This is a genomic window from Streptomyces sp. NPDC107538 (assembly GCF_055657445.1).
Map to the genome: position 1 here is coordinate 21,387 of NZ_JBVKAY010000007.1, position 26,907 is coordinate 48,293.

The 26,907-nt window shown below is 72.7% G+C and carries 27 protein-coding genes and 1 pseudogene; 11 read left to right on the forward strand and 17 right to left on the reverse strand.

Going from position 1 to position 26,907, the window contains the following annotated elements:
• The first annotated feature begins 74 nt into the window (after window positions 1-74).
• A complete protein-coding gene (locus tag ACZ7MG_RS24815; protein WP_471380611.1) occupies window positions 75-563 on the forward strand; it encodes a phosphatase domain-containing protein in 489 nt (162 codons plus the stop codon).
• A gap of 21 nt (window positions 564-584) precedes the next feature.
• On the opposite strand, the gene ACZ7MG_RS24820 is transcribed toward ACZ7MG_RS24815, so the two are convergent.
• From ACZ7MG_RS24820 to egtA, 5 genes are all read right to left on the reverse strand, one after another.
• Window positions 585-803 carry a dodecin gene (locus ACZ7MG_RS24820; protein WP_351410094.1) on the reverse strand — a complete coding sequence of 73 codons (219 nt, stop codon included), beginning with the start codon at window positions 801-803 and terminating at the stop codon, window positions 585-587.
• Between the two features lie 337 nt (window positions 804-1,140).
• Window positions 1,141-2,103 carry an L-histidine N(alpha)-methyltransferase gene (gene egtD, locus ACZ7MG_RS24825; RefSeq protein ID WP_471380614.1) on the reverse strand — a complete coding sequence of 321 codons (963 nt, stop codon included), beginning with the start codon at window positions 2,101-2,103 and terminating at the stop codon, window positions 1,141-1,143.
• A complete protein-coding gene (gene egtC, locus ACZ7MG_RS24830; protein WP_471380615.1) occupies window positions 2,100-2,912 on the reverse strand; it encodes an ergothioneine biosynthesis protein EgtC in 813 nt (270 codons plus the stop codon). The genes egtD and egtC overlap by 4 nt, the downstream gene beginning before the upstream one ends.
• Window positions 2,912-4,258 carry an ergothioneine biosynthesis protein EgtB gene (gene egtB, locus ACZ7MG_RS24835; RefSeq protein WP_471380617.1) on the reverse strand — a complete coding sequence of 449 codons (1,347 nt, stop codon included), beginning with the start codon at window positions 4,256-4,258 and terminating at the stop codon, window positions 2,912-2,914. Before egtB ends, egtC begins: the two co-directional genes overlap by 1 nt.
• Complete coding sequence (gene egtA, locus ACZ7MG_RS24840; protein WP_471380618.1) at window positions 4,255-5,529, reverse strand: ergothioneine biosynthesis glutamate--cysteine ligase EgtA; 1,275 nt, start codon at window positions 5,527-5,529, stop codon at window positions 4,255-4,257. The genes egtB and egtA overlap by 4 nt, the downstream gene beginning before the upstream one ends.
• A 288-nt stretch (window positions 5,530-5,817) precedes the next feature.
• Between egtA and ACZ7MG_RS24845 the strand changes: the two genes are divergently transcribed.
• The gene (locus ACZ7MG_RS24845; protein ID WP_471380620.1) at window positions 5,818-6,663 is read left to right on the forward strand and encodes a TIGR02452 family protein; all 846 of its coding nucleotides are present in this window, start codon (window positions 5,818-5,820) and stop codon (window positions 6,661-6,663) included.
• Window positions 6,664-6,716: 53 nt separating this feature from the next.
• Here ACZ7MG_RS24845 and ACZ7MG_RS24850 read toward each other — a convergent pair whose 3' ends face one another.
• From ACZ7MG_RS24850 to ACZ7MG_RS24875, 6 genes are all read right to left on the reverse strand, one after another.
• Window positions 6,717-7,163: a type II toxin-antitoxin system PemK/MazF family toxin gene (locus ACZ7MG_RS24850; protein ID WP_471380622.1), complete on the reverse strand. Its 447-nt coding sequence runs from the start codon at window positions 7,161-7,163 to the stop codon at window positions 6,717-6,719.
• Between the two features lie 110 nt (window positions 7,164-7,273).
• Window positions 7,274-8,686: a flotillin family protein gene (locus ACZ7MG_RS24855; protein ID WP_471380623.1), complete on the reverse strand. Its 1,413-nt coding sequence runs from the start codon at window positions 8,684-8,686 to the stop codon at window positions 7,274-7,276.
• Between the two features lie 160 nt (window positions 8,687-8,846).
• Window positions 8,847-9,071: a hypothetical protein gene (locus ACZ7MG_RS24860; protein ID WP_055513823.1), complete on the reverse strand. Its 225-nt coding sequence runs from the start codon at window positions 9,069-9,071 to the stop codon at window positions 8,847-8,849.
• A gap of 34 nt (window positions 9,072-9,105) precedes the next feature.
• Window positions 9,106-10,530, reverse strand: coding sequence for an amidase (locus tag ACZ7MG_RS24865; protein WP_471380624.1), 1,425 nt, complete (start codon window positions 10,528-10,530; stop codon window positions 9,106-9,108).
• A gap of 203 nt (window positions 10,531-10,733) precedes the next feature.
• Window positions 10,734-11,780, reverse strand: coding sequence for a helix-turn-helix domain-containing protein (locus tag ACZ7MG_RS24870; RefSeq protein WP_471380626.1), 1,047 nt, complete (start codon window positions 11,778-11,780; stop codon window positions 10,734-10,736).
• Between the two features lie 207 nt (window positions 11,781-11,987).
• Window positions 11,988-12,962 (reverse strand): alpha/beta hydrolase, encoded by a 975-nt coding sequence (locus tag ACZ7MG_RS24875; RefSeq protein ID WP_471380628.1) that lies wholly within the window; start codon window positions 12,960-12,962, stop codon window positions 11,988-11,990.
• Window positions 12,963-13,442: 480 nt separating this feature from the next.
• On the opposite strand from ACZ7MG_RS24875, the gene ACZ7MG_RS24880 reads away from it, so the two are divergent.
• The gene (locus ACZ7MG_RS24880) at window positions 13,443-14,477 is read left to right on the forward strand and encodes a LacI family DNA-binding transcriptional regulator (protein WP_471380630.1); all 1,035 of its coding nucleotides are present in this window, start codon (window positions 13,443-13,445) and stop codon (window positions 14,475-14,477) included.
• A 28-nt stretch (window positions 14,478-14,505) separates the two neighbouring features.
• Here the strand turns inward: ACZ7MG_RS24880 and trxA are convergent, their stop codons facing one another.
• Entirely contained in the window at window positions 14,506-14,892 is a 387-nt protein-coding gene (trxA, locus tag ACZ7MG_RS24885; protein ID WP_028796869.1) for a thioredoxin, read from the reverse strand.
• 126 nt (window positions 14,893-15,018) lie between these two features.
• On the opposite strand from trxA, the gene ACZ7MG_RS24890 reads away from it, so the two are divergent.
• On the forward strand, window positions 15,019-16,476 hold the full coding sequence (locus tag ACZ7MG_RS24890; RefSeq protein ID WP_471380631.1) for a dihydrolipoyl dehydrogenase family protein: 1,458 nt from the start codon (window positions 15,019-15,021) through the stop codon (window positions 16,474-16,476).
• A 33-nt stretch (window positions 16,477-16,509) separates the two neighbouring features.
• Here ACZ7MG_RS24890 and ACZ7MG_RS24895 read toward each other — a convergent pair whose 3' ends face one another.
• Entirely contained in the window at window positions 16,510-17,187 is a 678-nt protein-coding gene (locus ACZ7MG_RS24895; protein WP_471380632.1) for a peptide deformylase, read from the reverse strand.
• 175 nt (window positions 17,188-17,362) lie between these two features.
• On the opposite strand from ACZ7MG_RS24895, the gene ACZ7MG_RS24900 reads away from it, so the two are divergent.
• Window positions 17,363-18,775, forward strand: a complete 1,413-nt coding sequence (locus ACZ7MG_RS24900) for a PepSY-associated TM helix domain-containing protein (RefSeq protein WP_471380633.1) — start codon at window positions 17,363-17,365, stop codon at window positions 18,773-18,775.
• A gap of 157 nt (window positions 18,776-18,932) precedes the next feature.
• On the opposite strand, the gene ACZ7MG_RS24905 is transcribed toward ACZ7MG_RS24900, so the two are convergent.
• Genes ACZ7MG_RS24905 through ACZ7MG_RS24915 form a run of 3 tightly spaced genes read right to left on the reverse strand, consistent with a single transcriptional unit; the run spans window position 18,933 to window position 20,284 of the window.
• The gene (locus ACZ7MG_RS24905; RefSeq protein ID WP_471380635.1) at window positions 18,933-19,280 is read right to left on the reverse strand and encodes a tetratricopeptide repeat protein; all 348 of its coding nucleotides are present in this window, start codon (window positions 19,278-19,280) and stop codon (window positions 18,933-18,935) included.
• Window positions 19,281-19,331: 51 nt separating this feature from the next.
• Window positions 19,332-19,781, reverse strand: a complete 450-nt coding sequence (locus ACZ7MG_RS24910; RefSeq protein ID WP_471380636.1) for a MarR family transcriptional regulator — start codon at window positions 19,779-19,781, stop codon at window positions 19,332-19,334.
• Window positions 19,778-20,284, reverse strand: a complete 507-nt coding sequence (locus ACZ7MG_RS24915; RefSeq protein ID WP_471380637.1) for a MarR family winged helix-turn-helix transcriptional regulator — start codon at window positions 20,282-20,284, stop codon at window positions 19,778-19,780. Before ACZ7MG_RS24915 ends, ACZ7MG_RS24910 begins: the two co-directional genes overlap by 4 nt.
• Before the next feature lie 192 nt (window positions 20,285-20,476).
• On the opposite strand from ACZ7MG_RS24915, the gene ACZ7MG_RS24920 reads away from it, so the two are divergent.
• Window positions 20,477-21,442 carry a pirin family protein gene (locus ACZ7MG_RS24920; RefSeq protein ID WP_471380638.1) on the forward strand — a complete coding sequence of 322 codons (966 nt, stop codon included), beginning with the start codon at window positions 20,477-20,479 and terminating at the stop codon, window positions 21,440-21,442.
• Window positions 21,443-21,502: 60 nt separating this feature from the next.
• On the opposite strand, the gene ACZ7MG_RS24925 is transcribed toward ACZ7MG_RS24920, so the two are convergent.
• Window positions 21,503-22,093, reverse strand: coding sequence for a TetR/AcrR family transcriptional regulator (locus ACZ7MG_RS24925; RefSeq protein WP_471380639.1), 591 nt, complete (start codon window positions 22,091-22,093; stop codon window positions 21,503-21,505).
• A 121-nt stretch (window positions 22,094-22,214) separates the two neighbouring features.
• Between ACZ7MG_RS24925 and ACZ7MG_RS24930 the strand changes: the two genes are divergently transcribed.
• From ACZ7MG_RS24930 to ACZ7MG_RS24950, 5 genes and pseudogenes are all read left to right on the forward strand, one after another.
• Window positions 22,215-23,696 carry an aldehyde dehydrogenase family protein gene (locus ACZ7MG_RS24930; RefSeq protein ID WP_471380640.1) on the forward strand — a complete coding sequence of 494 codons (1,482 nt, stop codon included), beginning with the start codon at window positions 22,215-22,217 and terminating at the stop codon, window positions 23,694-23,696.
• Between the two features lie 90 nt (window positions 23,697-23,786).
• Window positions 23,787-24,701 carry an SDR family NAD(P)-dependent oxidoreductase gene (locus tag ACZ7MG_RS24935; protein WP_471380642.1) on the forward strand — a complete coding sequence of 305 codons (915 nt, stop codon included), beginning with the start codon at window positions 23,787-23,789 and terminating at the stop codon, window positions 24,699-24,701.
• A 26-nt stretch (window positions 24,702-24,727) separates the two neighbouring features.
• Complete coding sequence (locus ACZ7MG_RS24940; RefSeq protein WP_471380643.1) at window positions 24,728-25,651, forward strand: alpha/beta hydrolase; 924 nt, start codon at window positions 24,728-24,730, stop codon at window positions 25,649-25,651.
• Between the two features lie 33 nt (window positions 25,652-25,684).
• A pseudogene (locus ACZ7MG_RS24945) lies at window positions 25,685-25,852 on the forward strand (mycothiol transferase); the annotation flags it as partial.
• 66 nt (window positions 25,853-25,918) lie between these two features.
• Entirely contained in the window at window positions 25,919-26,884 is a 966-nt protein-coding gene (locus tag ACZ7MG_RS24950) for a D-2-hydroxyacid dehydrogenase family protein (RefSeq protein WP_471381696.1), read from the forward strand.
• The last annotated feature ends 23 nt before the right edge of the window (window positions 26,885-26,907 follow it).

Consider the following 26,907-nt stretch of genomic DNA (forward strand, 5'->3'; position numbering starts at 1 on the left):
TCTGTGTCGGTCGTGTGAAGCCCCGACGGACGACACGAGTCAGCGGCCGGCCGGGCTCTGCCTAGGCTGGTGCCGTGACCGACAACGACCGGCCCCTCGCCGTCTTCGACCTGGACAACACCCTCGCCGACACTGCGCACCGGCAGCGGTTCCTGGAGCGCAAGCCGCGCGACTGGGCCGCGTTCTTCGCCGCCGCCCCACAGGATCCGCCGCTGGCGGAGGGGGTCGCGCTGGCGCGGGAGAGCGCCGAGGAGTGCGAGGTCGTGTATCTGACCGGACGGCCCGAGCGCTGCCGCCGGGACACCGTCGACTGGCTGGCCGCGCAGGGCCTGCCGGAGGGGCGCATCTGGATGCGTCGGAACAACGACCGCAGGCCCGCCCGCCACACCAAACTGGAGATCCTCCGCGAACTGTCGCGGACCCGCGAGATCCGCGTCCTCGTCGATGACGACGAACTGGTCTGCGAGGACGCGGAGCGGGCGGGCTTCACGGTCGTACGGGCGCGCTGGGCCGCCGCCTCCGCCGCGCTGAAGGTGGCGCAGGAGCGGGAGGGGCGGACCTGAGCGCCCGCGCGAGCCGCCGGGTCAGTCGGTGTCGTCGTCCAGCCGGAAGCCGACCTTGAGGCCGACCTGGTAGTGCGCGATCTCCCCGTTCTCGATGTGCCCCCGGACCTGCGTCACCTCGAACCAGTCCAGGTTGCGCAGGGTCTGGGCGGCGCGGGCGACGCCGTTGCGGATCGCGTGGTCCACGCTCTCGCCCGAACTGCCGACGATCTCGGTGACCCGGTACACGTGGTCGGTCATACGGGTTCTCCTTGTTCGCGAGCTCCACGGTGGCCTCCAGGCCACACATCCCTCCACGGTGCCCCAGGCTCCGCCGGTTCGCGAGGGGGGCCGGGGTGGGGGGCGGTGCGTTGTCGGGTGCGGGTGAGTGGGGGCTGGTCGCGCAGTTCCCCGCGCCCCTGAAAAGCAGGGGCTGCGCCCCATGCTTTTCAGGCCCGCCGCCGGTTGCCTTCCAGGGCCGCGGGGCCTGATCTTTCAGGCCCGCAGGGGCCTGGTCTTTTAGGGGCGCGGGGAACTGCGCGAGAAGCCCCACCGGGCCCGCACCCGACAACGCACCCTCCAGGACCAGCCCCGCCCGCTACCCGACCCGGCTCAACGACAACGCGAACCGCTCCTCCGAGTCGGTCCACCAGTGGGCCAACTCCAACCCCACCGCAGCCAGTTCAGCCCGCACCCCGTCCCGACGGAACTTCGCCGACACCTCGGTCCGCACCTCCTCCCCCGCCTCGAACTCGACCGCGAGGCCAAGCGCGGGGATCTTCACCGTCTGCGCCACGAGGGACCGCAACCGCATCTCGATCCACTCGCGCTCCACGTCCCAGAGGGCGACATGCTCGAAGGCGTCGGGATCGAAGTCCGCCCCCAACTCCCGGTCGACGACGTTCAGCACGTTCTTGTTGAACTCGGCTGTCACCCCCGCCGCGTCGTCGTACGCGGCGACCAGCACCCCCGCGTCCTTGACCAGGTCCGTCCCCAGCAGCAGCGCGTCCCCGGGCGCCAGCAGCCCCCGGACGGCGGTCAGGAACGCCGCCCGCTCCACCGGCACCAGATTGCCGATCGTGCCGCCCAGGAACGCCACCAGCCGCGGCCCCGGAGTCTCGGGCAGTGCCAGCCCCGCGGTGAAGTCGGCGATCAGGGCGTGCACGTTCAGCCCGGGCCGCTCGGCGACCAGCGCCTCGCCCGCCTGCCGCAGCGCGCTCTCGCTCACGTCGACCGGCACATACGTGTGCAGGCCCGGCATCGCGTCCAGCAGATGCCGGGTCTTGTCGGAGGAGCCGGACCCCAGCTCGACCAGGGTCCGCGCACCGCTCGCCGCGGCGATCTCGCCGGCCCGGCCGACGAGGATCTCCCGCTCGGCACGGGTCGGGTAGTACTCGGGCAACTCCGTGATCCGCTCGAACAGTTCACTGCCGCGCGCGTCGTAGAACCACTTCGGCGGCAGCGTCTTCGGGGTACGGGTCAGCCCGTCCAGGACATCGGCGCGCAGCGCCGCGTCGGTGGCGTCCTCGGGCAGGGTGCGGGTGACACGGAACGGGCTCACGCGGAAGTCTCCTTCGGGCTGGCGGAGGCTGTCTCGTCGTCGGTCGTACGGGTGGCGTCCTCCGGTTCCTTGAGCGGGGTGAGCAGCACGTCCGTACGGCTCGCCGCGAGCAGGGTGCGGTCCGGGACCTCCACCCAGTGCGGATCGTCGTCGTACGGCTCGGACGCCACGACCGTGCTGCGGCCGGGCTCGGCGCGGTACCAGAGCGTGTCGCCCCAGGCCGTCGCCGTGATGGTCTCGCCGTTGGTGAGCAGCAGGTTGAGCCGTGAGCCGGGGGCCGCGCGGGCGACCTCCAGAACCGTGTCGGCCAGCGCCTGGCCCTCCTCGTCGCCGGCCCGCAGCCGGTTCAGGACCAGCGCCCACACGAGCGCGGAGTCGTTACGGGCCTCCATCGACAGCAGCTCCACGGCGGGCAGACCGTCGGCGAGACGGGCCAGCGACCGGGGCCACCCGGCGACCGCGCCGTTGTGGCTGAACAGCCACGCCCCGGCGGCGAACGGCGCCGCCGCGGCCTCGTCGTCCGCGCCCGCCACCGTCGCGTCCCGTACGGCGGCCAGCAGCGCCCCGGTGCGGACCACCCGGGCGAGGTCCGCGAAGGACTGGTCGCCCCAGATCGGCCCGGCCCGCCGGTAACGGCCCGGCACAGGGTCGCCCTCGGCGTACCAACCGACCCCGAAACCATCGGCGTTGACCGTCCCGTACCGCTGCCGCCGGGGCGCCCACGACTGCCGGAACAGGGCGTGCGGCGGATCCACCAGGACCCGGCCCAGCGCCGACTCCGGCCCCAGATACGCGATATGACGACACATCAGACGACCTCCGGGGACGCGTCCCGGGCCGTGCGGAAGCCGCTGAAGATCTGCCGGCGGATCGGATAGTCCCAGTTGCGGAACGTCCCCCGGCACGCCACCTGGTCCACGGCGAACGAACCGCCGCGCAGCACCTTGTACTCGGGGCCGAAGAACACCTCCGAGTACTCCTTGTACGGGAACGCCGTGAACCCCGGGTAGGGCAGGAAGTCGCTCGACGTCCACTCCCACACATCACCGATCAACTGCCGTACGCCCAGAGGTGATTCCCCCTCCGGATGGCTACCGGCGGGTGCCGGGCGCAGATGCCGCTGCCCGAGGTTGGCGTGCTCGGGCGCCGGGTCGGCGTCGCCCCACGGGTAGCGGGTCGAGCGGCCGGTGACCGGGTCGTGCCGGGCCGCCTTCTCCCACTCGGCCTCGGTCGGGAGTCGCCGCCCCGCCCAGCGTGCGTACGCGTCGGCCTCGTACCAGCACACGTGCAGCACCGGCTCGTCGGCCGGTACGACCTCGGTGACACCGAAGCGCCGCCGCAGCCACTGTCTGCCGTCACGCCGCCAGAACAGCGGCGCGGTGATGGCGTGCGCGCGGATGTGGTCCCAGCCCTCGGTCGTCCACCAGCGGTCGTCCTCGTAGCCGCCGTCCGCGAGGAACGCCTGGTACGCGCCGTTGGTCACCGGGGTGGTGTCGATGTGGAACGCCGGGAGGGTCCGCCGGTGCGCGGGCCGCTCGTTGTCCAGCGCCCACGGCTCGTCCGAGGTCCCCATCGTGAACTCCCCGCCGGGTACCAGGACTTCGGCCGGTCCGGTGAACAGCGGGACGGGCTCGGGATCCGGCGCCGACAGCACGGCCGGCCCCTGGCGCAGCTGATGGGTGATCAGCATCGTCTCGTCGTGCTGCTGTTCGTGCTGGGCGATCATGCCGAAGGCGAAGCCCGCGTCGGTGAGCCGGGTGCCGTGGAAGTCGGCGCTCTCCAGCACGTCCAGCGCCCGGCCGCGCACCTCACGCAGATACTGCCGGGCCTCCTCGGGCGCCAGCAGCGGCAGCGAGGGCCGCGCGGCACGCGGATGCTCGAAGGCGTCGTACAGCCCGTCGATCTCGGGCCGCATCGCCTCCCGCCCGGCCACGTTCCGCAGCAGCCACAGCTCCTCCTGGTTGCCGATGTGGGCGAGGTCCCACACCAGCGGCGACATCAGCGGGGAGTGCTGCGCGGTGAGGTCGGGTTCGTCGACGGCGGTGGTGAGGAGCGCGGTGCGGGCCCGGGCCGTGGTCAGCGCCGCCAGCGCGCGCTCCCGGAGTATGTCGGGGTCGGCGCCGGCCGTCGGGACCGGCGTCTCGGGTGCGGTCATGCGGGGATGTCCTTCCCGTGGAACACGTCGAGCAGATCGTCGGCGGGGCAACGGCCCCGGGCCACATAGCGGTCGGTGTACGCCACGACCGCGTCCAGCACCTCGGCACTCGCGCCGAGCCGGGGCAGCGCCTCGGCCGCCGCGGCGAAGCAGACGGCCGCCGCCTCCCGCAGTTCGGGATCGGCGAGCCCGTCACGGGTGGCCGCCTCCCACAACGGATTGCGCGGCGCGGGCCGCGAACCCGCCCGCTCGGCCAGCGGTTTCACGGTCCGGTAGGCCGTCTCGGCGGCCTCCGGGTCCTCGAACAGCGCCGTCGTCACGGCGAGCGGCACGATCCACCCGTCCTCACCGGGCTGGGCGTCGATCATGCGCAGCTCCAGATGGCCGCGCGGGCGCACCGGCGGGAACAGCGTCGTCAGGTGGTAGTCGAGGTCGGCCCGGGTCGGCGGGGTGTCGGATCTCGTCCACTCCCGGAACGTCATCGCCCCGGGCACCCCCCAGGGGCCCTCGTCCGCGCGGACGCACATCACGGACGCGTCCAGCACGCGCCGCGCCCACGCCGCGCGCGGCTCGACGTCCAGCGCCGGCGCGTCCGTCCGGGCCGGGTCCATCGCCGCCCACAGCGCCTGCCGGGTCGAACGCCAGCCGGTGGCCCGGCCGCGCGCCAGCGGGGAGTGCGCGAACGACGCCACCAGCACCGCGCCGAGCTGGTGCGCCAGCCACCAGCGCCGCCGGTGGCCGAGGGGACCGGGTTCCTCGTACCCGGCGTCGAGACACACCTGCACCGAGGCGGAGGAGCACATCATGGCCCGGCCCTCGGGGCCGAAGCGGTCGAGACAGATCTCCATCGCGTCGTACCGGGGCTCGTGGAGGTAGCGGGTCGGGGGGTTCCAGGGTTCGTGGCCGAAGCCGCTGATGCCGAGGTCCGCCTCGCGCAGTGTGGCGCGTACGGCGGTCAGGTCGGCCGAGACGGACCCGACGCACTCCATCAGGGAGGCGGCCGGTGCCGAGCTGAGCTCCAACTGCCCGCCGGGTTCGACGGTCAGCGGGGAGTTCAGGGTCAGGGTCCGCAGTGCGGCGTACGCCGCTTCCAGTCGTGCGGGTGGTGCCGGGAGCCGCGGATCACGCAGCTCGTGGACGTGCCATTCCAGTTCGACACCGAGGGTGCGGGGTGGACCGGTCTTGAAGCAGATGCCCCGTACCAGGGCCTCCACCTCTGCCTCGGTGACCGCGGAGCGCCGCTCCGTACAGTCACTCAGCGAATCTGACATGTCGGGATCCTCCTGAGATGCCGATCTCGTCGGGCGGGCACTCGTCCCACCCAAAACCCTCGTACCGCTTCCGCACAAGGGGGCACATCGTGGCAATGCGGACCGGATGCGCATCGACGATCTCTGTTTGCGGGAACTTCAGGCACGCCTTCCCGGACCTGTACCGGGCCATTCACGCGAGGAGAAAACTCCGTTGCGGACACCCACCAGCATCACCCAGGATGCGCCCATGAGCACGACGGGGGAGATCGCGCGGGCGACGCGCGCCACGGGTACGGGGGTGCCGCGATGAGCGCGCGCCTACGGGGGATCGCACGCGAGACCGAGGAGATCGTCGCGGCCGGACGCTATCGCGCACCCGCCGGCCACGAGGTGTCCCTCGCGGCCGAGGTGGCCGCCGCCCGGGCCGGCACCCGCCTCTACGGCCCGGCCCCGGTGCGGATCCCCGAGGTCGCCCCCGTCCGCTCGACCGTCGAGGTCACCGTCGAGGTCACGGGCGAGAGCAGCCTGGAGGCGGCCCACCGCCTGACGGCCACCGGCACCACCCCCGTGGCCGTCCTCAACTTCTCCTCCGCCCGCAACCCCGGCGGCGGCTATCTGAACGGCGCCCAGGCCCAGGAGGAGGCCCTCTGCCGGGCCTCCGCGCTCTACACCTGTGTCCGCGAGGCCCCCGCCTTCTACGACCACCACCGCACCCACCGCGACCCGTTCTACACGGACCGTGTCATCCACTCACCCGCCGTCCCCGTCTTCCGGGACGACCGCGGCACCCTCCTCGACACCCCGTACACGGCCGGCTTCCTGACCTCACCGGCCCCGAACGCCTCGGTCGTCCGCCGTACGGCACCGGAGCGCACACCGGACCTGCCCCGCGCCCTCGCCACCCGCGCGGAACGCGTCCTGGAGACGGCCACGGCGAACGGCTACCGCCGCCTGGTCCTGGGCGCCTGGGGCTGCGGAGTCTTCGGCAACGACCCGACCCAGGTGGCGACGGCCTTCCGCGAGCTGCTCACGGACGGCGGCCGCTTCGAGGGCACGTTCACCCACGTGGTGTTCGCGGTGCTGGACCGCACGAAGGGCGCGACGACCAGGGGTGCCTTCGAACGAGAGTTCGCGGCGGCCGCGCCCCTCTAGGGGCGCGGGGAACTGCGCGACCAGCCACAAACAACCCGCACCCGGCCGACGACCTATCGCCACCCATACCGTTCCCGCAACCGCCGCACAACGGAGTTGAACCGCATCCGGTCGAGCGCGCACGCCTCCCGCCGCATCCCCGCCTCATGCAGCCGCAGCACCCGGTCCACATCCACCCACGAGTCCCGCCCCGACCGGTCCCACGGCCCGCTCCCGATCGGCACCCACTCCCGGTCCCCGTCATGCCGCTTGCTGGACAACTGCACGGCGAGCAGCGTCCCTTGCGCCTCCCGCGCCACGACGAGCACGGGCCGGTCCTTCCCCCGCCCGTCGTTCTCCTCGAAGGGCACCCAGGTCCACACGATCTCCCCGGGATCGGGATCCCCGTCATGCGCGGGCGCGTACTCGGTACGCACCCGCCCGACATCACGAGGCTCGGCTTCGGTGGTGGCGGTGGGCCCGTAGCGCCCCGGCACATCCTGCTCGGCAAAGGAAGTCACGCGCTCACGCTAGCCGCAGCCGCGACCCGCGCCCCCGGTAGGGGCGCGGGGAACTGCGCGACCAGCCACGTACAACCCGCAGCCGTCCACTCACAGCCGAAGCTACGGCGCTACGACTCCTTGTCGACCTGCACCTTCTCCACAGTGCCCTTCTCCACAGGCACCCCGTTGAGCCCCGCCGAGCCGCCGGCAGGCCCCCCGTTCATGGACGACAACAACTGCCGGGCCAGCCCCAACCCGGTCCCACCCATCGTGAGCGCCTTGGCGAACATGTCCGCCATCCCGTCCGCCCCGTTGAGCAGCACCATGTTGTCGACGTTCCCGAACGCGGACGCCCCCGCCTGCACGATCTCCGGCCACCGTTCGGCCAGTTGCTGCGCGATCACCGCCTCCTGGTTCTCCGCCAGCGCCGCGCTCCGCGCCTTGATCCCCTCGGCCTCCGCGAGCCCCTTCGCCCGTGTGGCCTCGGCGGCGGCGAGCCCCTTGGCCTGCCGGGCGGCGGCCTCGGCCTCACCGGTGACCTGCGTCGCGGTCGCCTCGGCGGCTGCCGCGAGTTCGGTCTCCTTGGCCTTGGCCTGCGCGGCGGAGATACGGGCGTCGCGCTCGGCCTCGGCGAGCGTCCGTTTCTCGTAGGCCTTGGCGTCGGCCGGCTTGCGGACGTCCGCCTGGAGCTGCTGTTCGCGCCGGGCCGCCGCCAGCTCCGCGACCCGGGTCTCCTGGACGACGACCTCCTGCAGCGCGGCGGCCTCGGCGAGCGGCCCTGCCTGCTTGGCCTTCGCCGAGGCGTTGTCCCGTTCGGCCTGGTAGCCGGCCTGGAGGATCTCGCTGTCGCGGGTGGCCTCCGCCATCCGCGCGGCGGCCTGCTGCTCGGCCTCGGTGGCGAGCCGGTTGGCCTCGGCCTGCGCGATCCGGGCGTCCCGCTGGACGGCCGCCGCGTGCGGCATGGCCAGGTTCTTGATGTAGCCGGTCGGGTCCTCGATCTCGTGGATCTGCAACGAGTCGACGATCAGACCCAGCTTCTCCATCTCCGTACCGCACGCGGCCCGGGTCTGCCCGGTCAGCTTCTCGCGGTCCCGGATCATGTCCTCGACCGTCAACCCGCCCACGATGGACCGGAGATGACCGGCGAACACGTTGTGCACCCGCTCCGAGACCCGCTTCTGCTGGCCGAGGAAGCGGCGGGCCGCGTTGGCGATGGACACGAAGTCGTCGCCCACCTTGAAGATGACGACGCCCCGGATCTTCAGCGGAATGCCCTGGAAGGTCACGCACTCCACGGCCAGTTCGGTCTGGTTGAGATCGAGCGACAGTTTGCGCACCGCCTGCATACCGGGCAGCACGAGGGTGCCGCGCCCGGTGACGATACGGAAGTTCATGCCCTCGGTCAGGCCCTCCATCTTGTGCTTGGAGCCGGAGATGATCAGGGCCTCGTTCGGCTCGGCGACACGCCACATGAGCTTGAACAGAGCGATCAGTACCAGAGCGACCGCTGCGGTCGCCCCCGCGATGATGCCGATGAACATCGGCACACCCCCCTAGGCCAGGTGCCCTTTCGGCACCGAACGTCGGGAGTGTCCCGCGTGGTCCGGCGGCGGTACAGGTCCCTGGGGAGCGTTGTTGCAGTCCTGATGCCAACCGGTGGCGGAAGGCCGACACACGGCGGACGAAGGACCCGACGGGCCGTCAACTGTCGTACGCCGCCGAGACATAGACCGTGCGCGGCGGCAGATACTCGATCACCATCACGAGCGTTCCCGGCTCGATGCGGTCCTTCGCGGAGGCGGGGTACGCGAGAAAGTGCTCGGCGCCGCCCCGCACCCGGACGATCACCTCGCCGACGAGCCCGGGACCGACCGCACCGGTCACCCGTCCCATCAGCCCGACCATCGACGCTTCGTCCATGGTCACAGCGTACGGGTCACATGGCGATCACCGAACCCGCTCACACGACGGGCACGTCCGCGGTCTCCCGTTCCGGCGGCCACAGCTCGTGCCAGCGCTGGTCCGCCTCCAACTGCGCGGCAAGCGACAGCAATAGGGGTTCGCTGTTCGCCGGGCCGAGCAACTGCGCGCCCACCGGCAGCCCGTCGTCCACGAACCCCGCCGGGACGTTCACCCCGGGCCAGCCCAGCACGTTCCACGGCCAGGCGTACGGGCAGGCCGCGATCATCGCGCGGTCGGTGCCGAGGCCGCCGAGGTTCAGCATGGCCCCGACGCGCGGCGGGGGAGCGGCGGTCGTCGGCGCCAGCAGCACGTCGTACGACCCGAAGAGCGCGCCGATGCGCCGGTGCAGGGTGCCCTCCGCACGGCGGGCCAGCCGCAGGGGTGCCCCGCCGAGCAGTCGGCCGAGGCGGGCGGCGTCGAGGGTGCGCCGGTCGAGGAGGCTCTGCTCGGTGATGGCGCCGACCCGTTCGGCGATACCGGCGGTGGCGCGCGGGACGAAGGTCAGCCCGATCCGCCCGTACCGGGGTTCCGCCTCCTCCACGGCGTGCCCGAGCGCGGCGAGCCGCTCCGCGAGGGCCCGCACCCGCTCCTCCACGCGGGGGTCGAGCCGGGCGGGCAGCGCGGTGAACGGCGGCTTCAAAGACAGCGCGATCCTGAGCCGCCCCGGGTCCCTGCCGACCGCCTCGGAGGCGTCGACGGGGAGGGGCCGGTGCAGATCGCCCTCGTGGTTGCCGCTCGCCGCGTCCAGCAGGAGGGCGGCGTCGGCGACCGTGCGGGCGAGGGTGCCGTTGACGGTGATGCCCTGGAAGGACTCCGCGTGCGGCCAGGTCGAGATCCGGCCGCGCTGCGGCTTGATGCCGATGAGATGCGTCCAGGAGGCCGGAATACGGACCGACCCGGCGCCGTCCGAGCCGAGCGCGGCCGGTACGAGCCCCGCTGCGACGGCCGCCGCCGATCCGCCGGAGGAGCCGCCGGGGGTGTGGTCCGGGTGCCAGGGATTCCGGGTGGCGCCGAAGGCGGGCCCTTCCGTGAACGGCCACTGCCCCAGCTCGCAGGTGTTGGTCTTGCCGACCACGATCGCCCCGGCCGCGCGCAGCCGCCGTACGGCCTCGCCGTCCTCCGGCAGCGACGGGAACTCGCCCTGGCAGCCGAACGCGGTCGGTTCGCCCGCCACGTCCATGTCGTCCTTCACGGCCACCGGCACGCCCAGCAGGGGCCGCCGTCCGCCCTCCGCCAGTTCCCTGTCCGCCGCGTCCGCCTCCACGAGCGCCGCCTCGGCCCGGACCCGCCGGAACGCGTTCACCGTCCCCTGGCTCGCCTCGATCCGGCCGAGCGTCGCCTCCACGAGCGCCCGCGACGTCACCTCCCCGGCGGCCAGCGCGCGAGCGCACTCCACGAGACCCGGCGCACGGTCGACACCCATACGGAACACCTCCGGAAGCAGGATTTCTACCGAACGGTAACGTCCGTACGCGCGGGACGGTACAGCGCGGACAACGTGCCTGACGGGCGCGGCGATTCGTGGTGGCGTAAGGGTGAGTGACGGGGGTGGCGGGGCGGGGTGGAGGCGTGGGCCGGGCTTGCTCCGGGTGAGCCGACGGCCGGACCCTCGCAGCGCGCGCTTGCTCAGCCGCGTGCCAAGTTCCGCATGGTGAGCGCCAGATGGAGGCGCAGCCGGCCCTGGGGCGTGCGGACCGGCCAGCCGAGGAGGGCCTCCGCGTGGGTCAGCCGGTCCTGGAGGGTGGAGTGGTGGACGGTGACGCCGGTGGCCGCCGCCCGCAGGCTGGCCGTCGAGGCGACCGCGTACAGCGTGGCGAGCATCCAGGGCGCGTCGGCCGCGGCCCGCTCCAAGTCCCGTACGTCAGGCGGCGGTTCGGCACCGGGAGCGATCAGTTCGGCGAGGAGGGCGAGCCCGCCCAGCTCGTCGGCGTACACCACCCGCTCACCGGGATCCCGTGCGCCGCCCTCGGCGGTGAACCGCAACGCGATCCGCGCCTCGTGCCACGACCCGGGCAGCCGGAGCACGGGCACCGGGGGCCCGACCCCGACCCGCCCACCGGCACCACCAGCGGGCTCGGTCGCCTGCCCGGGGCGTGCCGGTCCTGGCTCCCGGCGTACGCGCAGGATGCGGGGTCTGCCGCCCAGCGGGGCGACGGCGCGGGCCAGGGTCGTGGGGTCGTCGGGGTCGAGGCCGAGGCGCCGGGCGGCGTGGAGACGGGCCCGCTCGGAGGCGGTGGCGTCGAGGACGGTCTCCACGAGCGCCGGGTCGTCGCCGGGGGAGACGGGAGCCCGGCCCCGGGTCCGGTCCAGCACCAGCCGGAGGGCACCGGCGGCCCGCTCCAGGATGACCGCGTCCACCACGCTCGGCTCGGCGCCTGCGGCCCGCTCCAGCCACAGCGCGGGCACGCCGTCCGGGACGAGCCCGGCCCAGGGCCAGGCCGGGTCCGGCGGGAGGTCGCTGTCGCGGCGCCGGCCGTCGGGCTCCACCCGGACGTGGACGCGCCGCTCGGTGTCGACGAGCCGTGCGGGGCAGCCGGCCAGGACGGCCGCGCCCCGCACCAGCGCCTCCAGGCCGGCCCGGCCCTCGGTGAGCGTGTCGAAGTACGCGATGACCCGTACGGCCGCGCCCGCATCCGGATCCACGGCGGTCAGCCGCCCCGCGAGCTCTTTCATACGTCCATCTTGCGTCATGGCTCCGCCGGTCGACCGTGCGTTCGGCCGCGGGCCCGGTGGGGGCTGGTCGCGCAGTTCCCCGCGCCCCTGAAAAGCAGGGGCTGCGCCCCTTGCTTTTCGGCCCGAAAGGGCCGGAGGCTCTTAAGGGGCGCGGGGAACTGCGCGAGAAGCCCCACGCACCCGCAGACGAAATCGGCGCCCGGACACCTACTCCCCGATCAGCCGACGCATCCACCGCAGATGCGCCCCCCGGCACTCCCGGGACACCACCGCCTGCGGCGCCAGCCCGTCGAACCCATGGAATCCGCCGGGCCACACATGCAGCTCGGCCACCCCACCCGCCTGCCACAACCGGGACGCGTACGCCACGACCTCGTCCCGGAACGTCTCCGCCGACCCCACGTCGAGGAACGCCGGCGGCAACCCCGTGAGATCCACCGCCCGCGCCGCCGCCGCGTACTCGGACACCTCGTCCCCACCCCGTCGCGCCCCCAACAGGGCTGTCCACCCCGTCTCGTTGGCGGTCCGGTCCCACACTCCCCGCCCCGCCATCTGATGCGAGGACGGTGTGTCGTTGCGGTCGTCCAGCATCGGGCAGAGCAGCATCTGCCCGATCGGCCGCGGCCCCTTGCGGTCCCGCGTGAGCAGCGCGAGCCCGGCGGCCAGCCCGCCGCCCGCACTGGCTCCCACGATCACGATCCGCTCGGGGTCACCGCCGATCTCGCCCGCGTGCTCAGCCGTCCACACGAGTCCCGCGTACACGTCCTCGACGGGTGCCGGATGCGGGTGTTCGGGAGCGAGGCGGTACTCCACGGACACCACGACCGCGCCCAACTCCCGTGCCCAGGCCAGCGGCGCGTCCACGCCCACCCGGTTGTTGCCGACGATCATGCCGCCGCCGTGGATGTGGTAGATCACCGGCAGCGGCCCCGGCGTCGCGGGGGCGGCCGGGCGGCAGATGAGCAGCGAGATCTCCGGTTCGCCCGCGGGCCCCGGCACCAGCCGGTCCTCGACCTCGAAGAACCCGTCCATGGTCAGGTCCAGCTGGGCCAGCAGCGCGATGCCCGGCCCCTGGCGCATCGCGGGGATGTCGTCCATGGTCAGTGCGCGCGGAACCATGTCCTTGAGCGCCTCCAGGGCGGCCGCGAGCTCCGGATCGAACGGGGGCGGGGGCATGGTCATGGCTTCTCCTCGTGCGGGTACCGCGTCCACGGTCCAGTGCGCACCGCGCCGCGTGCCAACGGTTCGTACCGTGATGATGAACGCGTCGGCACGGCGTGCGGACACCGTCGTACGGCGGTGGTTGCCCGCCATCCGGCGGGTGGTTCGCACCCACATCGAACACACAGTTCACGCCATAGGTTCCGGGCCCCACCGCCCCGGGAACGGGGGACGCGTTCACACTCACGTACGTGACCGTGTTCAGGCAGCCTGTTCCGACCAGCGGATCCACTCTTCACACCGCCGGAACGCCCCGGATCGGGCGGCACGGGCGCACGTCGGTGGAGATGGCGTGAAATGGCCGCCGGGTTGAACAGATTTCGAACACATTCGCCAAACTGCCCAGCCACAAAGATCGGTGACCGGAACCCCGAGCCACCGTATGGCCGGTAGTGCCCCGGCCGGAACGACCTTCACCGCTTCTGCAAGGATGCCGTCCTCATGGTGCAGATACCGAAAGAGCCCGCCCCGCCCTCGCCCCTGCAGCGATCCGTGCCCACGAGCGCCGATGTGGCACGACTCGCGGGTGTCTCACGCGCGACGGTCAGCTACGTCCTCAACAACACCAGCGCGGTCCGGATCAGCGAGCCCACCCGCCGCCGGGTCCACGAGGCCGCCAAGGAACTCGGCTACGTGCCCCACGCGGCCGCCCGCAGCCTGCGCGCCGGTCACAGCCGCCTCGTTCTGATGCCCACCCCGAACGTGCCCATCGGCCCGCTCTACAGCCAGTTCATCAACGAGATCCAATGGGCCCTCAGCCGCCTCGACTACACGGTCGTGCAGCACGGCGGCTTCGGTCTGCGCGGCGACGACGCCGCCCGCGCCTGGGCCGAACTGCGCCCGGTCGCGGTGATCATGCCCGGCGTCGGCCTCGGCCCGCAGGGCGTGGCCGTCCTCAAGCGCTCCGGCGCCAAGGCCGTCGTCACCCTCACCCCCGAACCCGTCGAGGGCGCCCACGCGCTGATCCTCGACCACGCGGGCGTCGGCCACAGCGCCGGCCGGCACCTCGTCGAGCGCGGCCGGCGCCGTATCGGTGTCGTCGTGCCCGAGGAACCCGGCTTCGGGGTGTTCTCCCTGCCCCGGCTGGCCGGCGTACGGCGCGCCGTGCAGGGCACGGACGCCACGGTCAGGGAACTGCCGCTCGCCTACGACGAGGCCGCCGCCGCGCGGCTCGCCCGCGACTGGCGATCCCTCGGCCTGGACGCGGTGTTCGCGTACAACGACGAGTACGCGATGCTGGTGATGCGGGCACTGCAGGACGAGGGCATCGGCATCCCCGAGGAGACGGCCGTGGTCGGGGCCGACGACCTGATGCTCGGCCGGCTGCTGCGGCCACGGCTCAGCACCGTCCACCTGGAACTGCCGTCCGGACGGCACCTCGCGGAACTGGTCGACCGTGTGGTGCGCGACCCCGCGTCGGTCCCCATGACCCACGACGTGCTGGGCGCGACGATCGTCCACCGCGAATCGAGCTGACCGGCCCCGACCTGACGAACCGTCCGGTTCACTGACCGTTCTGCTCGACCTGCGCCTGCTGTTCGGCGACGGCCTTGCGGACCTCGTCCATGTCCAGCTTGCGGGCCTGCCCGATGACATCGGTCAGCGCGGCCTCGGGCAGCGCCCCCGGCTGCGCGAACACGGCGACCTGGTCACGGACGATCATCAGCGTCGGGATCGACTGGATACCGAAGGCCTGCGCCAGCTCCGGCTGAGCCTCGGTGTCCACCTTGCCGAACACCAGGTCCGGGTTGTCGTCGGCGGCCTTCTCGTAGACCGGGGCGAACTGCCGGCACGGCCCGCACCACGACGCCCAGAAGTCGATCAGCACGAACTCGTTCTCGGTGACCGTCCGGTCGAAGTTCTCCTTGGTGAGCTCCACGGTGCTGCTCATGGCGTGCATCCCTCTTCCTGGTATCGGTGCGCGGGCGAGCCGCTCCGCACAACGCCACCCCACGGTGGCCTATTCCGCGCGCGTACCCGTGTGGCCACGGCGCACACCACCAACCAGACTGGCCCCATGACGGATACGGAACACACCGAAGACACGGCGGAAGCCACAACGACCGAGTACGACGTGGTGGTGCTCGGTGCCGGACCCGTGGGGGAGAACGTCGCCGACCGCACCCGCGCGGCCGGGCTGTCGACCGCGGTCGTGGAGAGCGAACTGGTCGGCGGCGAGTGCTCGTACTGGGCGTGCATGCCCAGCAAGGCCCTGCTGCGCCCCGCGATCGCCCGCGCCGACGCCCGCCGCGTACCCGGCCTGCGCCACCTCGTCGAGGGCCCCCTCGACGCCACCGCGGTCCTCGCCCACCGCGACTACGAGACCTCCCACTGGAAGGACGACGGCCAGATCGGCTGGCTGGACAGTATCGGGGCGGACCTCTACCGGGGCCACGGCCGCCTCGCCGGGCGCCGCCGCGTGGTCGTGGACGCCCCCGACGGCGGACGCCGCACCCTCACCGCCCGGCACGCGGTGGTCGTCTCCACCGGCAGCCGCGCCCTCCTGCCCGACCTGCCGGGACTGGCCCAGGTCAAGCCGTGGACCAGCCGCGAGGCCACCAGCGCACAGGCGGTCCCCGGCCGGCTGATCGTCGTCGGCGGCGGTGTCGTCGCCGTCGAGATGGCCACCGCCTGGCGGTCCCTCGGCTCCGAGGTCACCCTCCTCGTCCGCGGCAAGGGCCTGCTGCCCCGGATGGAGCCCTTCGCCGGCGAACTGGTCGCCGAGGCCCTCGTCGAGGCGGGCGCCGACGTCCGCACGGGTAGGTCCGTGACGGCCGTGTCCCGGGAGAACGGGACCGTGGTGGCCCTCACCGACACCGGCGACCGGCTGGAGGCCGACGAGATCCTCTTCGCCACCGGCCGCGCCCCGCGCACCGACGACATCGGCCTCGACACCGTCGGCCTGGAGTCCGGGTCCTGGCTGTCCGTGGACGACAGCCTCCGGGTGACGGGCAGCGACTGGCTGTACGGGGTCGGGGACGTCAACCACCGGGCGCTCCTCACCCACCAGGGCAAGTACCAGGCCCGGATCGCCGGGGCCGCCATCGCCGCCCGCGCGGCCGGGGTCCCGATCCTGGAGAGCGACCCGTGGGGCGCGCACGCGGCCACCGCCGACCACGCCGCCGTCCCCCAGGTCGTCTTCACCGACCCCGAGGCCGCCGCCGTCGGTCTCTCCCTCGCCGAGGCCGAACAGGCCGGTCACCGCGTCCGCGCGGTCGACGTGGAGTTCTCCTCCGTCGCGGGAGCGGGCCTGTACGCCGACGGCTACCAGGGCCGCGCCCGCATGATCGTCGACCTGGACCGCGAGATCCTCCTCGGTGTCACCTTCGTCGGCCCCGCCGTCGGCGAGCTGATCCACTCCGCCACCGTCGCCGTCGCCGCCGAGGTCCCGATCGGCCGCCTCTGGCACGCGGTGCCCTCGTACCCGACGATCAGCGAGATCTGGCTGCGGCTGCTGGAGGCGTACCGGGGCTGAACCGGGCCGTCCTGGCGGCGCCGGCCGGGGGCGTCAGTCGGGCAGCAGGAAGCCCAGCTCCCGGGCGGCCCTGGCCGGCGTCGGGTCGTTCCAGCGGTCGGCCATCGCCTGGTTCGAGGAGAGCGAACGCAGCTCGGCGTGGTCGAGGTAGAGCGTCCCGTTCAGGTGGTCCGTCTCGTGCTGCACGATCCGGGCGGGCCACCCCGAGAACTCCTCGTCCACCGCTCGCCCGTGCTCGTCGAGCGCCCGCAGCCGCACCTTCGCGTACCGGGCCACCACGGCCTGCCAGCCGGGCACGCTCAGACAGCCCTCGTAGAACGGGTCACGGAACGACCCGACGGCCTCGTACGCCGGATTGACCAGGACCCGGAACGGCTGCGGCACCCGGCCCCGGGCGAGCCGGACCTCCTCCGGTACCGGCGCGGGGTCCTCGATCACCGCGATGCGCAGGGACACCCCGACCTGGGGTGCGGCCAGGCCCACGCCGGGTGCCGCGTGCATGGTGGCGCGCAGGGCGGCGACGAAGCGGGCCAGCAGCCCCGGGTCCAGCTGCCCGTCGAAGGGCTCTGCGGTGCGGCGCAGCACCGGATCGCCCGCGGCGACGATCGGCAGCGGCCCCTCGTGCGCGAGGAGTTCCTCCACCCGGTCGCTCAGGGGGCGGGACTCGGCGCGCTCGGACGCGGAAGAAGCCATCGGGTGTTCGGAAGCCATCGGGCCAGGATGCCAACCGCGCCCCCGCGACGCGAGGCGGCTCTCGCGGACGCCCGTCCCCACCATCGCGGGGATGTGACCCAGCTCACACAAAGTGCCGGGAACTCGACGCGTGCACGATCCGACTACTGAACCGCCACGACGTCCCCGCATCCCCATCCCGGAGCATCCGCCGATGACCATCGCCCCCTCGACCGAGACGGACGAGCCCCAGAAACCCGTCGCCAAGCCCGACGGCACTCCGAAGGGCTGGGCCTCCCTCCGGCCCCTCGTCCTGCGGCTGCACTTCTACGCGGGCGTCCTCGTCGCCCCGTTCCTGCTGGTCGCCGCCCTGACGGGCGGGCTGTACGCCGCCTCGTTCTCGATCGAGAAGATCGTCTACGCGGACCGGACGACCGTCGCCGAGGTCGGCGACAAGAAGGTGCCGATCTCCGAGCAGGTCGCCGCCGCCCGCCTGGACTACCCCGAGGGCACCATCTCCGCCGTCCGCCCCTCGCCCGAGGACGACGCCACGACCCGGGTGATGCTGACCGGCGTCGAGGGCATCGACGAGGGCAACACGCTCGCCGTGTTCGTCGACCCGTACACGGCGGAGGTGCGCGGCGCGCTGGAGCAGTACGGCTCCACCGGCGCGCTGCCCGTGCGGACCTGGATCGACAAGTTCCACGCCAACCTCCAGCTCGGCGAGACCGGCCGTCTCTACAGCGAACTCGCCGCCAGCTGGCTGTGGGTCATCTCGGCCGGCGGCCTCGTGCTCTGGTTCGCCCGCCGCCGTACCCAGCGCAAGGTGCGCGGCACCACCGGCCGTCGCCGCACCCTCGGCCTGCACGGCACGGTCGGCGTCTGGGCCGCCGCCGGGTTCTTCTTCCTCTCGGCGACCGGCCTGACCTGGTCGACGTACGCGGGCGCCAACATCGAGGTCCTGCGCACCGAGCTGCACCAGGCCACCCCGGCCATCTCGGCCGCGGCGGGCGACCACGCCGGCCACGGCGACGGTACGGCGGAGGAAGGGGCCGCACCGGCGGAGGGCGACCTCGACAAGATCCTCGCCGCCGCGCGCGCCGAGGGCCTCGGCGACCCGGTGGAGATCGTGCCGCCGGCCGACGCGGCCTCCACGTACGTCGTACGGCAGGTCCAGCGCAGCTGGCCCACCAAGCAGGACGCCGTCGCCGTGGACCCGGCGAGTGCCGAGGTCACCGACACCCTCCGGTTCGCCGACTACCCGGTCCTCGCCAAGCTGTCCCGCTGGGGCATCGACGGCCACACCGGTGTCCTGTTCGGCCTGGCCAACCAGCTGCTCCTGATGGCCCTCGCGGCCTCCTTGGTCGTCCTGATCTTCTGGGGCTACCGCATGTGGTGGCTGCGCGGCCGGGCCTCGTCCTTCGGCCGCCCGATCCCGCGCGGCGCCTGGCAGCACGTACCGCCGCAGATCCTGGTCCCCGCCCTCGCCGTCATCGCCGTCCTCGGCTACTTCGTGCCGCTTCTCGGCATCCCGCTCGCCGTGTTCATCGCGGTGGACGTCGTCCTGGGCGAGATCGCGCACCGACGCGGGAAGAGGTCGTACGGCGGTCGGGCGGAGGCCAAGTAGCCACGGACGATGGCGCATCGGCGCGGAGCGGAGCGGAGGCGAGGGCGCGCGGCGCGGCGGAGGCGGCGCGCCCTCGCCTCCGCCGCGCCTCGCCCTTGCCTCGCCTTCGCCTCGCCTTCCGCCCTCGTCTCGCCTTCCGCCCTCGTCTCGCCGTCGCCTACGGGCGCTCGAAGTCGCCCGCGAGGGCCGAGGCGATCCGCAGATGGGACTCCGCCTCGTCGTGCCGGGCCTGCCGCTCCAGCGTGCGGCCCAGCATCAGCCGGGCGTAGTGCTCCACCGGGTCCCGCTCGACGAGGACCCGCAACTCGGCCTCGGCGCGGCGCAGTTGGGCCGAGTGGTAATAGGCGCGGGCCAGCAGCAGCCGGGGGCCGGTCTGCTCCGGGACCTCCTCGACCAGCGGGCCGAGGACGCGCGCGGCGGCGGCGTAGTCCTTGGCGTCGAAGAACATCCGGGCGCGCTCCCAGCGCTCGGCGGCTGTTCCGTGGTCGTAGTACGTCGTGTCCACTGGGGACCTCCTTCGCCGGCCCACAACCCCCACCAGCCGTTGGATATTCCACTACTTCATGGCGGCCAGCTCCGCGTCGGCCCGCTCGGTGATCAGGGTCAGCACGCGCCCGGCGACCACCAGGTCCTCGGTGGGGATGCCCGCGTAGATCCGGGCGGAGACGGGCGCGGTCGCGGCGGCGGACCCCGCGTGGGCCGCGTGTCCGGCCTCCGTGACCGTGAGCAGCGACGGCCGCTCCGGGTCCGGTTCCACGAGCTTCGCGGCGACCAACTCCTCGACGACGGCGCGTATGCCGGCCTCGTCGGCCTTGAGCGAGCCGACGACCTCGCCGACGAGCGCGTCCCGCCCGACCGGTCCGCCGGCGGTCGCGGCGACCCGAAGGGTCACCGACTGCTGGAACGTCAGCCCGTAGTCGGCCAGCACGCTCTCCAGGACGGCGCGGGCGGCGTAGTGGGCGAGGCCGATGACCCGGGAGTTGAGCGCGGGTGCGGTGGTGGTCATGTCTGCTCCTTGTCCTTGTCCTTGTCGTGTTCGTGTACGTGGTCGGTGGGCGGGGCGAGGGGTACGTCGAGCAGGGTGGTCAACTCGCGTGCGAACTCCTTGGTCCGGGCACCGTCGAGGCCGCCGAGCGGCTCCAGCAGCTGGTGCATCAGCCCCTGGACGACCTCGATCGCACGCCGGGTCACCTCGCGCCCCTGCTCGGTGAGCGCCAGCCGCACGGCGCGGGGGTCGCTGGGGTCCCGGGTCCGTTCGAGGAGCCCCGAGGCCTCCAGGGCGCGGGCCAGCTTGGAGACGTACAGGGCCTCCAGGCCGGTGTGGTCCGCGAGCTGCCGCTGACTCGGCCGCCGGCCGGCCCGCCGCATGCCGTACAGCGACGCCACCAGCGAGTACTGCGCGTGCGTCAGCCCCAGCGGGGCGAGCGCGCGGTCGACCGCGACCCGCCACTTCATGGACAGCCGCCAGACGAGGAAACCGGGCGTCGCGCCCTCGATCGCCGAACTCATGGTGGATACCGTACATGGCTACTATAGCCATGGCTACTAATTGGCGAGGGGGCACTGGACTTGCCTCTGGACCGCCTCCGAGCCTGCCGCTGGGCCTGCCTCTGGGCTCGCTTCCGGGCCTGCCTCCGGGCTCGCCTCCGGAGAGAAGGGGATGGCTGACGGCGGGGACCGGACGGGTCTAGGTTGTGAGGCATGAGCAATCTTGATCGCGAGGCGGTGCCGGCGGTGTGCGGCGGCCGGGGCTTCGTGGTGGCCGAGCCGGTGCGTGAACTTCTCAGCCCTCGCCGGGTGCGGCTCGGCGAGTCCACCGAGGTGCGGCGTCTGCTGCCCAACCTGGGCCGCCGTATGGTCGGCGCCTGGGCCTTCGTCGATCACTACGGTCCCGACGACATCGCCGACGAGCCCGGTATGCAGGTGCCGCCGCACCCGCACATGGGCCTGCAGACGGTCAGCTGGCTGCACCAGGGCGAGGTGCTGCACCGCGACTCCACCGGCAGCCTGCAGACGATCCGCCCGCGCGAGCTGGGTCTGATGACCTCCGGGCGGGCCATCAGCCACTCCGAGGAGAGCCCGAAGGCGCACGCCCGCTTTCTGCACGGCGCTCAGCTCTGGGTGGCGCTGCCGGACAGTCACCGGCACACCGATCCGCGCTTCGAGCACCACGCGGAGCTGCCCGTGGTCACGGCCGCCGGGCTGAGCGCCACGCTCGTCCTCGGCTCCCTGGACGGCGCGACCTCGCCCGGGACGACCTTCACCCCGATCGTCGGCGCCGACCTGACGCTGTCCGCCGGCGCCGACCTGCGGCTGCCGCTCGAACCCGACTTCGAGTACGCCGTCCTCGCGATGTCCGGCGAGGCCCACGTCGACGGCGTCCCCGTCCTCCCCGGCTCGATGCTCTACCTCGGCTGCGGCCGCACCGGCCTCCCCCTCCGGGCCGACACGAACGCCTCCCTGATGCTCCTCGGCGGCGAGCCCTTCGAGGAGGAGCTGATCATGTTCTGGAACTTCATCGGGCGGTCCCAGGCCGAGATCGAACAGGCCCGCAGCGACTGGATGACGGGCACCCGCTTCGGCGAGGTGAAGGGCTACGACGGGGACCCGCTGCCCGCCCCGACCCTGCCCGCGGTGCCGCTGAAGCCGCGTGGAAGGGTGCGCTGACCTGCGGTAATTCCAGGAAGGGGCTGCAGGGGGCGTCCGGCCGGGGAGGGGTGAGTCCGGTCAGCGCGGGGTGAGTCCGTACAGCAGGTGGTGGACGAGCTGGTCGAGCTGGTCCAGGGCGCCCTGTGGTGTGAGGGTGCCGTTGGCCACGAAGGCGGCGACTCCGTGGAGGGCGGCGGCCGGCAGGAGGGTGACCTGGTCGGGGTCGCCCTCGATGACCTCTCCGCGCCGTTGGGCCTCGCTGATCACACCCCGCATGAACGCCATGGAGCGCCCGACGGCCGCCGTCAGTCCTTCGTCCGCGTCCGGGCTGTGCTTGCGGGTGAACATCAGTTCCAGCAGTGCGATGTTCTCGATCGCGAACCGCAGATAGGCGCCGTTGAGGGCGGTGATGCGCCGCGGGAACGGCAGGTCCGTGTCGTCGGCGTCCTCCAGGGCCCGGGTGAGCCGTTCGTAGCCGCTGGTGGCGAGGGCGTCGAGCAGGGCCTGCTTGTCCTTGAAGTGGCGGCCCGCCGCGGTGTGGCTGACCCCGATCCCGCGGGTGATCTCCCTCAGTGACAGGGCGGCGGACCCCTTCTCCTCCAGCGCGTGTTCGGCGCCTGCCAGCAGGGCGGCGCGCAGGTCTCCGTGGTGGTAGGGGCGGTGTGACATGCCCGCCATCCTATCCCGTCATGTTGCCGATGGCAGCATTGTTTCCATTGACAGCATTGTTTCCACTGGTTACATTCGCTGTCAGGCCGAGCCGGCACGACCATGAGGAAGAAGGCCCGCCATGACCGCCACGGAGCTCACCCACCGCCTGTACATCGGCGGCGCCTGGGTCGACAGCGAGGGCGACGAGCGTTTGCCGGTGCACAACCCGGCGACCGAGGAGCGGATCGGCGTCGTCCCGCAGGCGTCCGTCAAGGACGTGGTGCGCGCCGTCACGGCGGCCCGCACCGCCTTCGACGAGGGCCCGTGGCCGCGTATGACGCCCAGGGAGCGCGGCGACGTGCTGCTGCGGATGACGGCGGTCATCGAGCGGCGGCGCGCGGAACTCGTCGAGCTGACGGTGGCCGAGACGGGGTCGCCGCGTGCGTTCGCCGACGCGGTGCAGGTCGGCTTCGCCGTCGAACACTTCTCGGACATCGCGGGCCGGGTGCTGCCGTCGTATCCGTTCACCGAGCCGATCCAGCCCACGACGGGTCAGGCGCTGACCGGTCCGACGCTCGGGCAGGGCGTGATCGTGCGTGAGCCGCGCGGTGTGGCGGCCCTGATCACCCCCTTCAACGCCCCCCTCATGATCAACGCCGGCAAGATCAGTGCGGCGCTGGCCGCCGGCAACACCGTGGTGCTCAAGCCCTCGCCGCTGACCCCGCTGTCCGCCTTCGTCTTCGGTGAGATCGCGGACGAGGCCGGGCTGCCCCCGGGTGTGCTGAACATCGTCACCGGCGACATCGCGGCCGGTGAGGAGCTGACGAGCAACCCGATGGTCGACACCGTCAGCTTCACCGGCTCCGACGCGGTGGGCCGCAAGGTGATGGCCCAGGGCTCCGACACCCTGAAGAAGGTGGTCCTGGAGCTGGGCGGGAAGTCCGCCAACCTCGTCTTCGAGGACGCCGACCTCGACCGGGCCGCCATGGACGTGGTCATGAACTTCACCCTCCACGCCGGGCAGGGCTGCGCACTGCTCACCCGCACGCTGGTCCACGACTCCGTCCACGACGAACTCCTCGCCCGGGTCACGGCGATGCTGCCGATGATCCCCGTCGGCGACCCGGCCGACCCCGCGGTCGCGATGGGCCCGCTCATCAGCGCCGCCCAGCGCGAGAAGGTCGAGCGCGCGATCGCGGCGGGCGTCGAGGAGGGCGCGCGGATCGTCCACGGCGGGGGCCGCCCGGCCGGTCTGGAGAAGGGCTGGTTCGTCGAGCCGACGCTCTTCGTCGACGTGGACAACGCGATGTCCCTCGCCCGCAAGGAGATCTTCGGCCCGGTCGGCGCCTTCATCCGCTTCCGCGACCAGGACGAGGCCGTCCGCATCGCCAACGACAGCGACTTCGGGCTCGCCGGCGGCGTGTGGTCGGGCGACGCGATCCGTGCCGTCGAGGTCGCCCGGCGACTGCGCACCGGCTATGTGTACGTCAACGGCGGCACCCTGTCCCTGGCCGCCCCGTTCGGCGGCTACAAGCAGAGCGGTGTCGGCCGGGAGTCGGGCGCCTTCGGGCTCTCGGAGTTCCTGGAGCACAAGACGATCACCTGGCCGGCCGGCCGCTGAGGCCGCCGTCCCGCACCTCGCGAGTCCCGCCCCCCATCTCGCGAGTTCCGCCCCCCACCCACGTAAACGCACCCCCCACAAGGAGAAACCATGAGCCAGAAGTGGTCGGCCGACGACGTGCCCCCGCAGCGCGGGCGCGTGGCGGTCGTGACCGGCGCCAACACCGGCATCGGATTCGAGGCCGCGCACGTCCTCGCCGCACGCGGCGCGTCCGTGGTCCTGGCGGTCCGCGACGTCGGCAAGGGCAAGCAGGCCGCCGCGCGGATCGCCGACGCCACACCCGGCGCGGACGTCTCCGTCCAGCACCTCGACCTGTCGTCGCTGGACTCCGTCCGTGCCGCCGCGGACCAACTGCGCGCCGCCCACCCGAGGATCGACCTGCTGATCAACAACGCCGGAGTGATGTTCACCCCGAACGCGACCACCGTCGACGGGTTCGAGCTGCACTTCGGCACCAACCACCTCGGCCACTTCGCCCTCACCGGGCTGCTGCTCCCGCACCTGCTGCCGGTGCCGGGATCCCGCGTGGTGACCGTCAGCAGCATCATGCACCGGCCCGGGAAGATCGACTTCGACAACCTGCGCTCGGAACGGTCGTACGACCGCGTGGCCGCCTACTGCCGGTCCAAGCTGGCGAACCTGCTGTTCACCTACGAGCTGGACCGCCGGCTCACCGACGGCCGCACCGACACGGTCGCGGTGGCCTGCCATCCCGGCGTCTCGAACACCGAGCTGACCCGCAACACGCCCGGCTGGATGCGCCCGTTCATGTTCGTCAGCGACCTGATCGGCAGCCAGGACGCGGACATGGGCGCGCTGCCCACGCTCCGCGCCGCGACCGACCCGGACGTGCGGGGCAGCCAGTACTACGGCCCCGGCGGCTTCCGTCAGATGAAGGGCCATCCCATCGTGGTCACCTCGACCGACCGGTCCCACGACGCCGCCCTCCAGCGCCGTCTGTGGACCGTCTCGCAGGAGCTGACCGGCGTGGAATTCCCGGTCTGACGCCGACCGATGTCCAAGGAGCCCCCGTGAAAAGCTCGTTGATCGCCCCCGAACTGCGCCGCGCGGCCAGACTCTTCCCGCCGTTGCCGATCGGCAGCCGCCCGATGCTGCGCCTGCTGCGCGCCACGCCCACTCCCCGTCCCCCCGTCTCGGAGGACGTGCGCGTCCGGGACATGAAGGACGGACAGCTGACGCTGCGGCTGTACGAGCCGCTGAGGAACCCGACGCCGGCGGCCCTGCTGTGGATCCACGGCGGCGGGTACGTCATCGGCCATCCCCGTATCGACGAGGGCCACAACATCGACATCGCCCGCATGGGTGTCACCGTCGTCTCGGTCGACTACCGGCTCGCCCCCGAACACCCCTTCCCCGCACCGCTCGACGACTGCTTCCAGGGGCGGATGTGGCTGCAGAAGCACGCCGCCGAACTGGGTGTCGACCCCGCCCGGGTGGCGCTCGGCGGCCAGAGCGCGGGCGGCGGGCTGGCCGCCGGCCTGGCCCAGCGACTGTGGGCCGAGAACCACCCGGCTCCCGTCGCGCAGTGGCTGTCCTCGCCGATGCTCGACGACCGCACCGCCGCCCGCCGCGATCTGGACGCCGTACGCCACCGGATCTGGAACAACCGCAACAACCTCATCGGATGGCGCAGTTACCTGAACGCCGAACCCGGCGCCCCCACCGCCCCCGACTTCTCCGTCCCCGCCCGCCGCGACGACCTCACCGGCTTGCCGCCCACCTGGATCGGCGTCGGCGACATCGACCTGTTCCACGCCGAGAACCTCACCTACGCCGAACGCCTGCGCACCGCCGGAGTCGACGTCACCGTCGACGTCGTACCCGGCGCGCCGCACGGCTTCGAGAGCTGGGCGTTCAAAGCGGACATCAGCCGCCGGTTCACCTCTCGGGCCAACGCCTGGCTGGCCCAGGCCCTCGACCTGCCCCGATCTTGAGACCACCAGCGGCCCATGGCAGGCTCAAGCCGCATGATCGACGCATTCGCGAAAGGCGACCTGCACGGGAGACTGCGGCGGGACCGCGAGGCGCTGCTCTGGAAACTCGACGGCCTGTCCGCATACGACGCCCGCCGGCCTCTGACAGCGACCGGGACCAACCTCCTCGGCCTGGTCAAACACGTGGCCACCGTCGAGGCCAGGTACTTCGGCGGGTCACCGGGGCCAGGGCTTCGGGGTGACGGCCTCGCGGGGCAGACTGTCCGTATGACCCTCCACTGCGCTGTGCTGGACGACTACCAGGGTGCCGCCCTGAACATGGCCGACTGGAGCCCCCTCGCGGGCCAGGTCGAGGTGCGCGCCCTGCGCGAGAACATCACCGACCGGGAGAGGCTCGTGGCCGAGCTGGGCGACTGCGAGATCGTCGTCATCATGCGGGAGCGCACCCCCTTCGACGCCGACCTCCTGCGCCGGCTGCCCGCGCTGCGTCTGCTGGTGACCACCGGGATGCGCAACGCCTCGATCGACCTCGCCGCGGCGCGGGCCCAGGGCGTGACGGTGTGCGGTACGGCGAGCAGCCCCACCCCGCCCGTCGAGCTGACCTGGGCGCTCCTGCTCGGCCTCGCCCGGCATCTCACCACCGAGAACCGGGTGTTGCGCGAGGGCGGCCCCTGGCAGTCCACCGTCGGCCAGGACCTGCACGGCCGCACCCTGGGCCTGCTCGGCCTCGGCAGGATCGGCACCCGGGTGGCCCGGATCGCCGGTGCCTTCGGCATGGAGGTCCTCGCCTGGAGCGAGAACCTCACCGCCGACCGGGCGGCCGAGGCGGGCGCCCAACTGGCCGATGGGAAGGACGACTTGCTCCGCCGCAGCGACTTCGTCTCCGTCCACCTCGTCCTGTCCGACCGCACCCGCGGTCTGCTCGGCGAGCCGGAACTGCGCGCCATGCGCCCGCACGCGTACCTCGTCAACACCTCCCGCGCCGCCATCGTCGACGGCGCGGCCCTCGAACGCGCCCTGCGGGAGGGCTGGATCGCCGGCGCCGGACTCGATGTCTTCGAGACCGAGCCCCTGCCCGCCGACGACCCCCTGCGCTCCCTGCCGAACGTCCTCGCCACCCCGCACCTCGGCTACGTCACCGAGCGCAACTACCGCACCTTCTACACGGAGGCGGTGGAGGACATCACCGCCTTCCTGGCCGGTACCCCCGTACGGCCCCTGACCGGCCCCTGACCGGCGGCTGACCGGCGGGTGGC